Annotated in this window: 12 protein-coding genes; 3 read left to right on the forward strand and 9 right to left on the reverse strand. The window is 45.2% G+C overall.

Going from position 1 to position 15,785, the window contains the following annotated elements:
• Positions 1 to 67: 67 nt before the first annotated feature.
• Positions 68 to 3,979: a phosphoribosylformylglycinamidine synthase gene (gene purL, locus GVO60_RS10815; RefSeq protein WP_159653804.1), complete on the reverse strand. Its 3,912-nt coding sequence runs from the start codon at positions 3,977 to 3,979 to the stop codon at positions 68 to 70.
• A 306-nt stretch (positions 3,980 to 4,285) separates the two neighbouring features.
• Between purL and mltF the strand changes: the two genes are divergently transcribed.
• Positions 4,286 to 5,836, forward strand: coding sequence for a membrane-bound lytic murein transglycosylase MltF (gene mltF, locus GVO60_RS10820; RefSeq protein WP_159653806.1), 1,551 nt, complete (start codon positions 4,286 to 4,288; stop codon positions 5,834 to 5,836).
• A gap of 204 nt (positions 5,837 to 6,040) precedes the next feature.
• Entirely contained in the window at positions 6,041 to 6,178 is a 138-nt protein-coding gene (locus tag GVO60_RS22430; protein ID WP_167522337.1) for a hypothetical protein, read from the forward strand.
• 48 nt (positions 6,179 to 6,226) lie between these two features.
• Here GVO60_RS22430 and tadA read toward each other — a convergent pair whose 3' ends face one another.
• From tadA to GVO60_RS10850, 6 genes are all read right to left on the reverse strand, one after another.
• On the reverse strand, positions 6,227 to 6,769 hold the full coding sequence (gene tadA, locus GVO60_RS10825) for a tRNA adenosine(34) deaminase TadA (RefSeq protein ID WP_159653808.1): 543 nt from the start codon (positions 6,767 to 6,769) through the stop codon (positions 6,227 to 6,229).
• A 220-nt stretch (positions 6,770 to 6,989) separates the two neighbouring features.
• Positions 6,990 to 8,549 (reverse strand): AbgT family transporter, encoded by a 1,560-nt coding sequence (locus tag GVO60_RS10830; protein WP_159653810.1) that lies wholly within the window; start codon positions 8,547 to 8,549, stop codon positions 6,990 to 6,992.
• A gap of 271 nt (positions 8,550 to 8,820) precedes the next feature.
• The gene (locus GVO60_RS10835) at positions 8,821 to 9,252 is read right to left on the reverse strand and encodes a type IV pilus modification PilV family protein (RefSeq protein WP_159653812.1); all 432 of its coding nucleotides are present in this window, start codon (positions 9,250 to 9,252) and stop codon (positions 8,821 to 8,823) included.
• Positions 9,242 to 10,564, reverse strand: a complete 1,323-nt coding sequence (locus GVO60_RS10840) for a hypothetical protein (protein WP_159653814.1) — start codon at positions 10,562 to 10,564, stop codon at positions 9,242 to 9,244. The genes GVO60_RS10835 and GVO60_RS10840 overlap by 11 nt, the downstream gene beginning before the upstream one ends.
• 1 nt (position 10,565) lies before the next feature.
• Positions 10,566 to 11,210 carry a PilW family protein gene (locus GVO60_RS10845; RefSeq protein ID WP_225874923.1) on the reverse strand — a complete coding sequence of 215 codons (645 nt, stop codon included), beginning with the start codon at positions 11,208 to 11,210 and terminating at the stop codon, positions 10,566 to 10,568.
• 1 nt (position 11,211) lies between these two features.
• Entirely contained in the window at positions 11,212 to 11,721 is a 510-nt protein-coding gene (locus GVO60_RS10850) for a GspH/FimT family pseudopilin (RefSeq protein WP_159653818.1), read from the reverse strand.
• A gap of 102 nt (positions 11,722 to 11,823) precedes the next feature.
• Here GVO60_RS10850 and GVO60_RS10855 point away from each other — a divergent pair, with 102 nt between their 5' ends.
• Entirely contained in the window at positions 11,824 to 12,261 is a 438-nt protein-coding gene (locus tag GVO60_RS10855) for a type IV pilin protein (RefSeq protein WP_159653820.1), read from the forward strand.
• Positions 12,262 to 12,314: 53 nt separating this feature from the next.
• Here GVO60_RS10855 and dnaJ read toward each other — a convergent pair whose 3' ends face one another.
• Both dnaJ and dnaK read right to left on the reverse strand, forming a co-directional pair.
• On the reverse strand, positions 12,315 to 13,460 hold the full coding sequence (gene dnaJ, locus GVO60_RS10860) for a molecular chaperone DnaJ (RefSeq protein ID WP_159653822.1): 1,146 nt from the start codon (positions 13,458 to 13,460) through the stop codon (positions 12,315 to 12,317).
• Between the two features lie 200 nt (positions 13,461 to 13,660).
• Positions 13,661 to 15,571 carry a molecular chaperone DnaK gene (gene dnaK, locus GVO60_RS10865; RefSeq protein WP_159653824.1) on the reverse strand — a complete coding sequence of 637 codons (1,911 nt, stop codon included), beginning with the start codon at positions 15,569 to 15,571 and terminating at the stop codon, positions 13,661 to 13,663.
• Positions 15,572 to 15,785: the final 214 nt, after the last annotated feature.

A 15,785-nucleotide genomic window follows, 5' to 3' on the forward strand; every position in this document is an offset into this window, starting at 1 on the left:
AAACGCTGGTCTCTCAACCAGCGTTCTATTATTTTTATTGAGTGAAAACTATTGTTCTCTCAATTAATTAACCCACGTTCTTACGTGCGTTTTGGAACATACGCATCCAAGCACCGTTTTCACCCCAACCTTCAGGAGCCCAAGAGTTAGCAACCGTGCGGAATACACGCTCTGGGTGAGGCATCATAATAGTCACTCGGCCATCAGTAGTTGTAAGACCTGTGATTGCGTTTGGTGAACCATTCGGGTTGTTCGGGTATTGCTGCGTTGGATTGCCGTGATTATCAACGTAACGAACTGCAACTGTGCCTGACGCTTCAATCGCTGCTAGGTGGTCAGCATCACGCACTTCTACACGACCTTCACCGTGAGATACGGCGATTGGCATACGAGAACCTTCCATACCGTTGAAGAATACAGAATCAGACTTCTGAACTTCGACTAGGCTGAAACGCGCTTCAAAACGCTCTGATTCGTTACGCACGAAACGTGGCCAGTACTCCGCACCTGGGATTAGGTCACGTAAGTTAGACAACATTTGACAACCGTTACATACACCTAGAGAGAAAGTATCTTCGCGCTTGAAGAAGCTTTCAAACTGGTTACGCGCATCTTCGTTGAACAAGATAGACTTCGCCCAACCTTCACCTGCGCCTAGCACGTCACCGTAAGAGAAGCCGCCACATGCTACTAAGCCGTTGTACTCTTCCAGTACCGCTTGACCCGTTAGGATGTCACTCATGTGAATATCAGTTGCTTCAAAGCCTGCGCGGTCGAATGCTGCTGCCATTTCAACGTGAGAGTTAACGCCCTGCTCACGCAAAATTGCCATCTTCGGCTTAGCACCTTTAGCAATAAACGGAGCTGCAATATCTTCGTTTACATCGAAGCTTAGTTTCACGTTTAGACCAGGGTCAGAGTTGTCTTTCTTCGCTTCGTGTTCTTGGTTTGCACATGCTGGGTTATCACGTAAAGATTGCATCTTGTGTGTGGTTTCAGCCCAGATAGTACGTAGTTCAGTACGGTTGCGCTCTAGAACCACTGTGTCACCAGAAGTGATCACTAGCTCGTCAGATGCTTCTACTGAGCCAATTACATGTGAACATGCTTCTAGGCCATTCGCAGCAAGCGTTGAAAAAACTGCATCTAAATCATCGTTCTTAACTTGTAGTACTGCACCTAGCTCTTCGTTGAATAGTGCTGCTAGTGCATCCTCGCCAAGGTCAGCGATATCTGCTTTCACACCACAGTGACCCGCAAACGCCATCTCAGCAAGAGTCACAAACAGACCACCATCACCTTTATCGTGGTAAGCCACAATTTGGTCGTTTGCCACTAGAGCCTGAACACCTTCATAGAAACCTTTTAGCTGTACTGCATTGTCTACGTCTGCTGGCTTATCACCAAGCTGCTTGTATACCTGCGCTAATGCTGTTGCGCCTAGACGGTTTTGACCATTACCTAGGTCGATAAGAACCAGTGACGTGTCACCTAGTCCTTCCAAGGTCTCAGGAGTACGAAGCTGAGGCGTGATTGTCTTGCGCACATCTTCAACACGAGCAAATGCAGTGATAACGAGAGATAGCGGAGACGTTACTTCTTTCTGCTCACCATTCTCTTCCCACTTGGTCTTCATCGACATTGAGTCTTTACCCACAGGGATAGTTAGACCAAGTGCTGGACATAGCTCTTCACCCACAGCTTTAACTGCTTCGTAAAGGCCTGCATCTTCACCTGGGTGACCTGCTGGAGACATCCAGTTTGCCGACAGTTTGATGTGTTTGATATCACCGATGTTAGTCGCGGCGATGTTAGTGATTGCTTCACCCACCGCTAGACGAGCTGATGCACCGAAGTCTAGCAGAGCCACTGGTGTACGCTCACCCATTGACATCGCTTCACCGTGGTACGTGTCGTAGCTTGCTGCGGTTACTGCACAGTTTGCTACTGGAACCTGCCATGGGCCAACCATTTGGTCACGCGCAACAAGGCCAGTCACGGTGCGGTCACCGATAGTGATAAGGAATGTCTTCTCTGCAACTGTTGGCAAGCGTAGAACACGCTCTGCCGCATCGTTTAGCTCAATACCGTCACGGTTAATTGCTGGGTTATTTGCTTTTAGCGTCTTCGCATCACGGTGCATCTTAGGTGTTTTGCCTAGTAGCACATCCATTGGCATATCGATTGGCGTATTGTCGAAGTGTGAATCTTCAAGTTTCAGTTCACGCTCTTCCGTTGCAACACCTACTACAGCGTATGGTGCGCGCTCACGCTTACAGATCGCATCAAACGCTGCCATGTTCTCTGGCGCAACGGCCATTACGTAACGCTCTTGAGATTCATTACACCAGATTTCTAGTGGGCTCATGCCCGGCTCGTCGTTTGGTACATCGCGAAGCTGGAAAATACCGCCACGCTCGCCATCGTCAACAAGCTCTGGAAGTGCGTTAGAGATACCGCCCGCTCCCACATCGTGAATGAATGCGATTGGGTTTGCATCGCCAAGCTGCCAACAACGGTCAATCACTTCCTGACAACGACGTTCCATCTCTGGGTTTTCACGCTGTACAGAAGCAAAGTCTAAATCTTCTGCTGATTGACCAGATGCCATAGAAGATGCCGCGCCGCCACCAAGGCCGATGTTCATTGCAGGGCCACCCAATACGATTAGGCTTGCACCGACTGGGATCTCTTTCTTCTGTACGTGCTCGTCACGGATGTTACCCATACCACCAGCAATCATGATTGGTTTGTGGTAACCACGTACTTCTTCACCAGCGTGAGAGTTTACTTTCTCTTCGTAAGTACGGAAGTAACCTAATAGGTTTGGACGACCAAATTCATTGTTGAACGCTGCGCCTCCAAGAGGGCCTTCTAGCATAATGTCTAGTGCTGTTACGATACGGCCTGGCTTACCGAAGTCTGTTTCCCATGGCTGTTCAAAGCCAGGAATACGTAAGTTTGAAGTAGTGAAACCAACTAGACCCGCTTTTGGCTTACCACCAATACCTGTCGCGCCTTCATCACGGATTTCACCACCAGAACCAGTCGAAGCGCCCGGCCAAGGAGAGATAGCCGTTGGGTGGTTGTGCGTTTCCACCTTCATCAGGATGTGCGCTTTCTCGTGACTGTAACCGTATTGACGAGTTTCAGGGTTAGGGAAGAAGCGCCCTACTTCAGAACCCACCATTACGGCTGCGTTATCTTTGTAAGCAGACAGAACGTTTTCTGGCGTCGTTTCGAAAGTGTTCTTGATCATCTTGAACAGAGACTTCTCTTGCTTCACGCCATCGATAGTCCAATCCGCATTAAAGATCTTGTGACGACAGTGCTCAGAGTTCGCTTGTGCAAACATCATTAGCTCAATGTCAGTTGGGTTACGACCTAGCTTATTTACGAATGCATCGTAAAGGTATTCGATTTCATCGTCTGCAAGTGCAAGACCTAGGGTAACGTTTGCGTTTTCAAGCGCAGCACGACCACCGTTTAGTAGGTCAACATCCGCTACTGGTGCTGGCTCTGCTACTTGGAAAAGTGCGGTTGCTGATTCGAAGTCAGAGAAAACCACTTCCATCATACGATCATGCAAGATTGCTTTTAGCTCAACCAACTGAAGTTCAGAAAGCTCTGCAGAAGTTTCAATGTAATAAGCAGTACCACGCTCTAGACGAACGACTTTGTCTAGACCACAGTTGTGTGCGATATCAGTTGATTTAGAAGACCACGGAGAAATGGTACCCGGACGAGGTGTCGCTAGAAGAAGTAAACCCGCAGGCTCATGCTCTTCAATCGTTGGACCGTAAGTCAAAAGTTTTTCTAGCTTCTCAACTTCAGACGCATCTAGGTCTGCCGTAAGATCAGCAAAGTGGGCAAATTCAGCGTAAATACCTGTTACAGGTAAGCTTAATTCACGGCAAAGCTCTAATAGCTTGTTAACACGAAACTCAGATAGAGCTGGGGAGCCACGCAAAATTCTCATGTGCTTAGGTCTCTTATGCAATTGATTAAGGTGATATTGGAATAAATTCAGTGGGTTACTGTATTTTCTTCGAAGCTATTCCCGAAGGTTTTTCAAACCTATGCCGATTCCACCTCTTTGTTGCGAGCGCATTATAAAGCAATTACTTTTGTGATGTAACACCAAAAGCAACCGTTTGCGTCATTTTTTTTGTCAATTTTGAAATACAGCAAAATGTTGAAGTCCACTCGATTGCTATCTCATTGTCTTGCCTTGTGATGCCACTTTGATATAAATGCCTTACTGGATGTATGAGATTATCATTGAATGAAAAAGTATTACCTCTCCCAACTGCGATCTTTGGGCACTCTGTTTATTGCCACACTCCTTTTAACTGGGTGCCAGATCGAATCTGAACCCAAGAGTGAACTAGAGCAGATCAAAGAGCGCGGCGTATTGCGTGTCGGGACACTAAATAATCAACTTTCTTACTATATCGGTCCTGATGGTCCAACTGGTCTCGACTACGAATTGGCGCGCGAGTTTGCTAACGAACTTGGCGTACAACTTGAGATGAAGCCAGCCTATCGGATTTCTAGCCTCTATCCTGCTCTTCGCAACGGTGAAATTGATATTATTGCTGCTGGGTTGAGCCAATCTCCCGAACGCCTTAAAACATTCCGCCCAGGTCCAGCTTACTACTACGTCAGCCAACAAGTAGTCTACAAAAAAGGGCAATGGCGTCCACGCAATCTTGAACAACTGCTAGAGCGGCAGCCTGAGTTGGTTGAGGAAAACAATAATGAAGCGGTACTGCAAATCGTTGGCGATTCACATTTCAATCAAACCTTAGCCAAAATTCAAAATGAGTATCCGCAATTCCTATATAAAATCGACCCAAATGCCGACGTAAATGATTTACTCAAAAAAGTATCGAAAGGTGAATTGCAATTTACAGTGGCTGATTCTGTCGAAGTGTCGCTTTCTCAACGTATATACCCAGACATTGCACTTGCGTTTGAATTAACGGAAGATCAACCTATCTCATGGTTTCTACGTCGCTCACAAGATGAGAGCCTATATGCACTGCTGATCGAATTCTTTGGTCATATTAAGCAGTCTGGTCATCTCTCGTCACTGGAAGAGAAATACATCGGCCATATCGATAGCTTCGACTACGTTGATACAAGAGCCTTTATTCGCGCGCTAGATTCGAAGTTACCGAAGTGGTCTCCACTGTTTAAGAAGTACTCTGATGAGTTTGACTGGCGCTTAGTGGCAGCGCTGGGTTATCAAGAATCTCACTGGAATCCAATAGCCAAATCACCAACTGGAGTGCGAGGCATGATGATGCTCACCTTGCCGACCGCAAAAAGTGTTGGGGTGACAGACAGACTGGATCCAGAACAATCAGTTAAAGGTGGTGTCGAATATCTGCGTCGTATGGTGGCACGTATTCCGGACTCGATTGAAGAGCATGAAAAGATCTGGTTTGCACTGGCTTCCTATAACGTGGGCTATGGTCATGTCATGGACGCAAGACGATTAACCAAACGTCAAGGTGGTAACCCAGATGCATGGGCTGATGTCAAAGACCGTTTACCGCTACTTCGCCAAAAGAAATATTACAGTCAAACACGCTACGGCTATGCTCGTGGTGATGAGGCTCGAAACTATGTTGAAAACATCCGACGTTACTATCAAAGCATCATCGGTCATGTGGAGCAGCAAACTCTAGAGGCCGACAATAACAATATTGACGATATCACCGTCATTCAAGTTCCTGAAGTTGCGATATCTGGTGCCCAGACAGTATCTTCCTCAATTGCAGCTAAAGAGTTGAATGCTGAAGAGGTTAAAGTACCACAAGCTGACTAAATGATACCTAGGGCGCATTTTTGAACAAAGAGTGCGCCTTTACTGTCTAACCTTTTAGGTATCAATATCATCGAAACCAAACATAACAAGCCACTGTCTTAAATTGGTAACAATTGCTCGGTATAACAGCCGCTGAATACAATGACTTACAGACGCTTTCATTTAGTAAGTCGAGTTAAAAATAACCCATAGAGGAGATTGCCCATGATGAAACGTAGAGTGCAATCAAAAAACTTGAATAGAACCGTCGCGGCTAACCGTCGTAAACGTATGCTAGCTAATAACAAGAAAAAAGTGATCGCCCGTCATCGTGCATTCATGCAACTGATTTGCGACGTATAAGTTCGATGAGCAAATGCCTTTACTTGGGCATTTGCTATCTATTCTTAATTACTGCTTCCCTGATTTTTCTTGTTCCGACTCTAAGGCCGCTTGCTGAGCTTTTCTAAGTTCTTTCTTTTCTTTACGACGACGTTTGAAAAACGCCTGCAATTGGCTACGACACTCTTCTTCCAATAAACCTTGCTCGACATCGGCATAGTGATAAGCCGCTTGGTGTTCAAACAGGTTCAATACTGTACCAGCCGCGCCCGCTTTCAGATCTGCGGCACCAAAAACAATGCGCTTAACTCTACTATGTAACAACGCACCGGCACACATAGGACAAGGCTCCAATGTGACGTATAAGGTAGTATCAAGTAGGCGGTAGTTTTCTAAGATTTGACCTGCCTTACGTAAGGTTTGCATCTCTGCGTGTGCAGTTGCATCGTAGTGGCCAATCGACTGGTTCCAGCCCTCTGCGATAATCTCGCCCTCTTTACTGACTAACACAGCACCGACAGGCACTTCTCCTTCAGTTTCTGCTTGTGCTGCGAGATCCATTGCTCGGCGCATGAAGTGTTCATCTTGTGGGGAGAATTGAGAGTCAGACAAAAGGTGCTCCAAGATTTAGGAAAGGTCGTTGTAGAAAGTGGATTTTAACCTGCTTATGAGGGAAGTGAAAGCGAGATACAGGTCCTTAAAAGTTAAGGAATGAACGAATTGGGGATCTATTGAATGCGTAACTAAAAAGAGAATGGGGTTTACTTTCTCACTTACAAAAAAGCGCCGGTCCTTAAACCAGCGCTTTTTAAAATTACCAATGTAACGATAATTACATTGTGTACGTGTATGGCGCTTGGATACCTAGAGGAATACCTAGAGCCCAGTAAGCGATTAGGAAGATAGACCAACCGATCAGCATTGCAATCGAGAATGGCATCATCAATGACGCTAGAGTACCGATACCTGTCGACTTCACGTAACGTTGACAGTAAACCACCACAAGCGGGAAGAATACCATTAGAGGTGAAATGATGTTCGATACAGAATCACCTACACGGTAAGCAGCTTGAGATAGCTCAGGAGAAATACCAACCGCCATTAGCATTGGAACTAGGATTGGACCAATCAGTGCCCATTTTGCTGACGCGGAACCGATCAGTAGGTTTACAGACGCTGTCAGTAGAATCATACCAACAATCGTTGCTTCACCAGGTAGGTTCATCGCTTTCAGACCTTCTGCACCGTATAGCGCAAGCATTGTACCAATGTTTGATTGAGCAAATGCTGATAGGAACTGTGCACAGAAGAACGACATTACAATGTATGCGCCCATTGTCGACATGGTATCTGCCATCGCTTTGATGATGTCATTACTTGTCTTAAATGTGCCTGACACTTTACCGTAAACGTAACCTGGAATGATGAACAGAATGAAGATCAATGGAACGATTGATTTCATTAGCGGTGCAGAGAACGCTGTGATTTCACCTTCAGGAGAACGCAATGCTGAGTTTTCAGGAATAATTGCTGCGATAAGAACCGCGATACCTGCCATCATTGCCCAACCCGCGTAACGGAACGCTTTAGATTCCAGTTCAGTGAAAGAACCTAGATCTGGCGCTTTTTCAGCATCTTCGTCAATCGGAGTATTTGCAAGGCGTGGCTCGATGATCTTTTCAGTCACATACCAACCAATTGCAACGATAATTACTGACGAAACACCCGTAAAGAAGATGTTTGCTAGAGGGTTAACCACATACTCTGGATCAAGAACTTGTGCTGCTGTTTGTGTGAAACCAGCCAGTAGAGGGTCAATACCTGATGGGATAAAGTTTGCAGAGAAACCGCCTGATACACCTGCGAATGCAGCTGCAATACCCGCTAGAGGGTGACGACCTGCCGCGTGGAAAATGATACCACCAAGAGGAATAACCAGTACGTAACCCGCATCTGCTGCTGTGTGAGACACGATAGCAACAAGAATAAGCATTGGAGTAAGAAGCTTAGCTGGCGTGAAGTTAAGCATCTTTTTAAGGCCTGTTGTAATAAAGCCAGAAGAGTCAGCAACACCGACACCTAGCATTGCAACAAGAACGATACCTAAAGGTGCAAAGCCCGTAAAGGTAGTGACCATATTTGCTAAGAAGCTTGCTAGAGATTCGCCAGTTAAAAGGTTGTTGATTGCAAGAGCTTCGCCAGAACGAGGGTTAATAAGATCAAACGATACGTTTGAAAGAAGTGCAGATGCACCCCAAGTAATCATTAACGCCCAAAAGAACAAGATAGCAGGATCTGGAATTTTATTACCTGCGCGTTCGATAAAGTTTAGAAAGCGATCCATACCACTCGGCTTGTTCGATGGCGCTTTATTTACTGCTTGGTTACTCATGGTAACTCCATAGTGTGATGTTGTTGTCTAGGGCTTCTGATTGTTGTTTTGTCAGCCTATGATTCACCTTACATTCTATTAAATAGGCTTACTAAAAGCACAAGATTCTGAAGGTTTTTCCATATTTGGAGACATATTTTGCAAAAACAACATCTACGTGCAACAAATCAAAAACACAACCACACCAGAGAATGAAACATATTTAAAACTAATTTGAAAAATATAGCGCACGGTTGTTAGTAAAGTTGATTCAACATCAACAGATATGAAACTAATTACTATCTAACTCACTATATTTGGAAATGGCACTGCTCAATTTGACCGACTGCTTGTCGCCAAATCGATCCCACCAACATACCTCAACGGTTATCACACTTACTGCATCACTCAATCCAGAAAACGGCGTCACCTGACATTCGGTTTTAAACCCAGTAGACTTAACAGAACAAATCATTGCACTATTACAACTGTCGCCACTGATGTCCGCATAGCTATAACTCCCTGTGGCAGAAGACATGCCTCGCTGAGTAAAATGCTCCAACTTTTCCTCGGCTTTATACAAAGCTTCAATGCTCAAAGCGGCATAATCTGCTTTCGATTCAGATACGCTTTGCAGCTTGACCAAACCCAGAGCGGCAATACCGATCATCACAAAAGCGATCAGGACTTCAATAAGGCTCATACCCTTCTGCTTACAAATCATGCCACGAGCCTCGATACCAAGTTGTTACTTTAAATTTCTTACTAGGATCCTCAATCACATCGCGGTTGTAGGTAAAAGTAAGAGCCGCATTAAATAGAGCGAAGGTTCCGGGCGCATCCATTACATACCCCCCAGTTGGATTAAAGGCGCCATTTTGGAAATAACCAATTTTTCCTTTGGTCATGCTCACCGTTGACGACAAAGCATTAATCACACCTTCCAATACACTGTCCGCCCCACCGACACTATGATCATTTTCTGTATGCTCCCACCCTGTAAACGGGGGGAGATTGTCATCGCTGTCTTTCATCTCATCAGAGATAAAGTGGTAAAGCATACCTTTGAAACTCTGGCTGCCAGTGACCGACAAGATACCGTTATGGATTACGAGAATAATTCCTCCCGATAAATGGTTGTCAATGGCATCACTGATATTGTCAAAATCAGCATTATTTATTTCGCAGCCACCGTATACCCAAATCACGTCTTTGCCATTTTCAATATTGCGCTTAACCTCTTCGGCACACTCAGTATTAAATATCGGCGCACCTAAGTCAGAAGCACTCGAAAAATTCTCACCATTAAGTCCATATGGTACATAACCGAATTTGGTTTTATCGGACATAACACTAAACCAATCATCTCGTGGAACATTAAAGACATCTAAGAAAGGATCCATTGTCGTATCTTGCTTATAGTCTTCGGCAGTATCAGCTAAGTTAGACACTCCAAAAGAGTAATTGGTGTCTCTACAATACTGTTCATTAGGTGGTGTGCTATCTGGAAAAGAACGGTATGGTTTTATCGTTTGATAAGGGTGGTAGGTGTTATAGCTGGTAGCATGGAAATAGTTAAAATATCTCACCGAAGTGCACTGCCACTCATTGCTTCCCAAACTCTTACCTGGATCGGCTGACGATGTGTAACCGCCATTTATCACAAGGTCTGACTTAGAACGGATCGCACCAGTAGAAGAAACCACTGGGGCGGTAAACGCTTTTTTCAAAGTGACGTAACCACTCTTAGAGTGGATAACATTGGGCGTTCCTACAACAATGTATAGTTCATCAAGGCCGAGCAGCGCCTTACAGGAAGAGACACTTGCAGGTACCGCGTTCAACTGCTTAGCCTGGGTATAAACACATTCCAATCCGCCCTCAGCCGCCCAGTGATCTTTTCGAGCTTCAACTTCATTTTGTGCCCGCTTGATTTGATAAAAGAGCCCTTTATAGCTACCCAAAGAAACCAGTAAACTCAAAATAAGCAAGATACTGGTGATCAATAAGGTCGCGAACCCATGCGATGTTTTCATATCACCAGTTCCTCTGTTTAACTTGGAAAGATAACGACTGAGTCATTGAGGGGGTATTTTTCAGCGAAGTATCGAGCTCAACGGTCACTAACGCTGAAGAGACTTTTGCGCCAGGTAGTGCCACTAAGGAGACATCGAACTTATCCACCAAGATACGCTCTTTGTGAAATAGAGTGTTGCAGTTATGACCAATCATTCCAGGAAAATTTTGCGCCTCAAGCACTGACATGACGGTTGATTGCTTTTTCTCACATATTCTCAGAACATTGTTTGCGGAAGACGTTTGCTCGTACACAACATTGGTATAGGTATAAGATCCGCCAGAGACAGCAGAGACATACGCATAAGCGAGTAGTCCCGTTGTTGCGCTATTTTCGACATAATAAAGGTGCTCCGCACCAGACAACTTTACCTGATGAGATGAAATGCCATTATAACCAGCCCTATGCATGTCAAGTTTCATCATCTGTAATACGCTATTGCTACTTTGCAGTAATGTCAGCTCCTTTGTTCGCTCTGTTGCAACCCTCTGCCCTAGCACTAACACCGTTCCTATAATGCCAATCGCAATGATGCCAACCGTAGAAGCAACCATGAACTCAATTAAACTCGCCCCTAACTGGCGTGAAGAAACCACGGCTCTCATATCAACAACGCTCATAGTTTAAATAGAGGGCTGAATTAGGCGAGCAAACACGTACAATGGCAGAGCGATGATAAGTCCTCATTTCCAGCAGATCGGTAGACGCATTAATAGGGTGAAACGAGATGCGTCCGCTTTTAGGTCGACCGTGAGTTTCATCAAAACTGATTTGATCTGAGGTATACGTATTTGAAAGTGTAATGCCATCAAAAGGTTTGCCAGATAGATGCAAAAGACGATTACCGACACCTTGCGTATCTCTGTCTGTCAGCTCTAAAGACCAATCGCCGCTACTATTCGTTGCTCCAGACATCACAATATGAATCCACAATCGCTCGCGCCTCATGACAGCTTCGGACTTTGCCATCAATACAAAGCCACTTAACTCCTTGGCTAACCTTTCCATCTTTATCTTCTCTGAGACAGAGCTATAGCTTGGCACGGCCCACACCATCAATGCGCCAATAACCAATATCGTTATCAGTAACTCAAGTAAGGTAAAGCCGCGAGACATTTCCCAAAATCCTATGTAAAACAGTAAGTAACCATATTCAACCTTGCACAGAGGGTATCATCAAAGAAAAATGGTCAAGTCGGTAAAAAGGAACTACGCGAAATGATTCGAAGAAATGAATGCAAGAGAAGAAAAAATCGTTTAGGAGGGATGACATTGATCGAATTACTGATCGTTGTCTCTGTTGTCGCTATTTTGGCAACCATTGCTTATCCAAATTATCAAAGCTATGTGCTCAAATCCTATCGAACTCAAGCCCTCGCCGATCTCTCAAGAATTCAGCTTCAGCTAGAGTCTTCATATAACAGTGGCTATAGCTGGAGCAGCCTTGTTTCAGGCGGGGTCTGCTCGATTTGCGAATCGCCCACTGATCGATTCAGCTTTTCTGTAGTCAGCCAAGCCAACAAAGCTTATATCATTAAGGCAACCGCACAATCGGGGACAGGGCAAACCAAGGACCAATGCCTAACCGACCAAAACGCCAACTATATTAGCCTCGACTCGACCAATACGGTTTACCCTGAAGATTGCTGGATTTAAAAAACAAAAAAGCCCGCATTGCTGCAGGCTTTTTAATCAAATTAACGCACAAATTAGCTTGTTAGATCATCAAAGAACTTTTTAACGCCGTTGAAGAAGCCTTCAGATTTTGGCTTGTGTTTAGTTGCAGCTTCACCGCCACACGACTCTTCAAACTCTTTAAGCAGTTCTTTCTGACGAGAGCTTAGGTTTACTGGTGTTTCAACCGCTAGTTTAACGATTAGGTCACCCACGCCACCGCCACGAACACCTTTCACACCCTTACCACGCATACGGAACATACGGCCAGTTTGAGTTTCTGAAGGAACTTTCAGGCTTACACGGCCGTCTAGTGTTGGGACTTCTACTTCACCGCCCAATGCCGCCATTGCGAAGCTTACTGGCACTTCACAGTAAAGATTGTTGCCATCACGCTCAAAAATGTGGTGCTCTTTTACGTGGACTTGTACGTACAAATCGCCTGCTGGTGCACCCATTTCTCCCGCTTCACCTTCGCCAGATAGACGAATACGATCGCCAGTATCCACGCCAGCTGGGATCTTAACGTTAAGTGTTTTGGTTTTTTGCTTACGACCTTGACCATGACAAACATTACATGGGTCTTTAATGATCTTGCCTTGACCGTGACAGGTAGGACAGGTTTGCTGAACAGCGAAGAAACCTTGACGCATCTGAACTTGGCCATGACCATGACAAGTACCACAAGTTTCAGCAGAAGAGCCTTTCTTCGCACCAGAACCTTCACAGCTATCACAGTGAACCAAAGTAGGTACTTCGATCTCTTTTGATACACCGCGAACCGCTTCTTCAAGCGTCAATTCCATGTTGTAACGTAAATCGGCGCCACGTTGCGCGCGCTGTTGACCACCGCCACGACGGCCGCCACCAAAAATATCACCGAACACATCGCCAAAGATATCACCGAAATCTGCACTGCCGCCGCCACCGAAGCCGCCGCCGCCCATGCCACCTTGTTCAAAGGCTGCATGACCATATTGGTCGTAAGCCGCTTTCTTTTGCGGATCTAGCAAGATCTCGTACGCTTCTTTTACTTCTTTAAACTTGTCTGATGCAGTTTCATCACCCTGGTTACGGTCCGGGTGGAATTTCATTGCTAAGCGCTTGTAAGCTTTCTTAATATCGCGCTCTGATGCATCGCGGCTAACGCCTAATACTTCGTAAAAATCACGTTTTGACATGTTCTTCGTCACCAAATTTATTACTGCAAACGACCAAATGTCGCTTGGTGTTTATATCGATCTAACTAATGGCTCTGAATTTTAGCGACTTCACACTAAAAAGACACTTTTAGTTAGATGGACATAACTTTTACAAACATACGGGCGTATGAGTTTCCTCAAACGCCCGCATCATATTCAAGTTAAGTCAGGTTCAAGAATTACTTCTTGTCTTCTTTCACTTCTTCGAACTCAGCGTCTACCACGTCGTCGTCTTGCTTAGGCTGTTCGCCAGCTTCACCTGCTTGTTGAGCTTGTGCTTGCTGTTGAGCAATTTCCATTAGCTTTTGAGCTGCAGTCATTAGAGCTTGAACTTTTGCATCAATCTCTTCTTTGTCTTCGCCCTTACGCGCTACTTCAAGTTCAGAGATAGCTGCTTCAATCTTCTCTTTCTCTTCTGCAGGTAGAGCTTCACCAGCTTCTTCTACTTGCTTACGAGTACCGTGAATCATTTGGTCAGCTTGGTTACGTGCAGTTGCTAGCTCTTCGAACTTCTTGTCCGCTTCTTTGTTCGCTTCTGCTTCTTGAACCATTTTCTCGATGTCTTCATCGCTTAGGCCACCAGAAGCTTGGATTGTGATCTTCTGCTCTTTACCTGTCTGCTTATCTTTAGCAGATACGTGAAGGATACCGTCAGCATCTAGGTCGAATGTTACTTCGATTTGTGGCATGCCACGTGGTGCTGGCTGAATGCCTTCTAGGTTAAATTGACCTAGAGACTTGTTGTAAGTCGCTTGCTTACGCTCACCTTGAAGAACATGGATAGTTACCGCGTTCTGGTTGTCTTCTGCTGTAGAGAAAACTTGGTTCGCTTTAGTTGGGATAGTTGTGTTCTTCTCAACTAGCTTAGTCATTACGCCGCCCATAGTCTCGATACCTAGAGACAGAGGAGTAACGTCTAGTAGAAGTACGTCTTTAACATCACCAGCTAGTACACCACCTTGAACTGCAGCACCCATTGCTACTGCTTCATCAGGGTTTACGTCACGGCGAGCATCTTTACCAAAGAACTCAGCCACTTTAGCTTGAACCATTGGCATACGGGTCTGACCACCAACTAGGATAACATCAGTGATGTCGCCTACAGATAGGTCTGCATCCGCTAGAGCAACTTTTAGTGGCTCAAGAGAACGTTGTACTAGGTCTTCAACTAGAGATTCTAGTTTCGCACGCGTTACTTTAACGTTCATGTGCTTAGGACCAGTCGCATCAGCAGTAACGTAAGGTAGGTTTACGTCTGTTTGAGTAGTAGAAGAAAGCTCGATCTTCGCTTTTTCTGCTGCTTCTTTAACACGCTGCATTGCTAGAGGGTCGTTCTTAAGGTTGATACCTTGCTCTTTGTTGAACTCGTCTACTAGGTAGTTGATTAGACGTGTATCGAAGTCTTCACCACCAAGGTGTGTGTCACCGTTAGTTGCTAGTACTTCAAACGTTTTTTCGCCTTCAACTTCATCGATTTCGATGATAGAGATATCGAATGTACCACCACCAAGGTCGTATACCGCGATAGTGCGGTCGCCGCCAGACTTGTCTAGGCCGTAAGCTAGAGCCGCTGCAGTTGGTTCGTTGATGATACGTTTAACTTCTAGACCTGCGATACGGCCAGCATCTTTAGTTGCTTGACGCTGTGCATCGTTAAAGTACGCAGGAACAGTGATAACAGCGCCAGTTACTTCTTCACCTAGGAAGTCTTCTGCCGTTTTCTTCATTTTCTTCAAGATTTCAGCTGAAACTTGAGGAGCAGCCATTTTTTGGCCTTGCGCTTCTACCCAAGCGTCACCGTTGTCAGCCTTAACGATTTTGTAAGGCATGATTTCGATATCGCGCTGAACTTCTTCGTCTTCAAAACGACGACCAATAAGACGCTTGATTGCAAATAGCGTGTTTGTTGGGTTTGTAACTGCTTGACGTTTAGCTGGTTGGCCTACTAGCGTTTCACCATCTGTGTATGCAACAACAGATGCCGTTGTACGCTCACCTTCTGCGTTTTCGATTACGCGTGGTTTGTCGCCGTCTAGTACAGCAACACATGAGTTAGTAGTACCTAAGTCAATACCAATGATTTTACCCATCAGGCTATCTCCGAATAATTTTCTATTTTCGTTTTGCTCTATCCCCTATGTGGGGGACGTAGGATCGGGTTTCAACCCTTGCTCACAAACAAAAATAATGTTGTTTGCTTCATCTATGCCACATAGATAAGGGCGGCAAATGGGTTTTCAAGGGAAGAAGTGAAAAAAAATCAAAAAAAAGCGAGGCACATGGCCTCGCCTCTTAGTTCAATAT

This window comes from Vibrio atypicus (assembly GCF_009811315.1).
Classification (GTDB): Bacteria; Pseudomonadota; Gammaproteobacteria; order Enterobacterales; family Vibrionaceae; genus Vibrio; species Vibrio atypicus.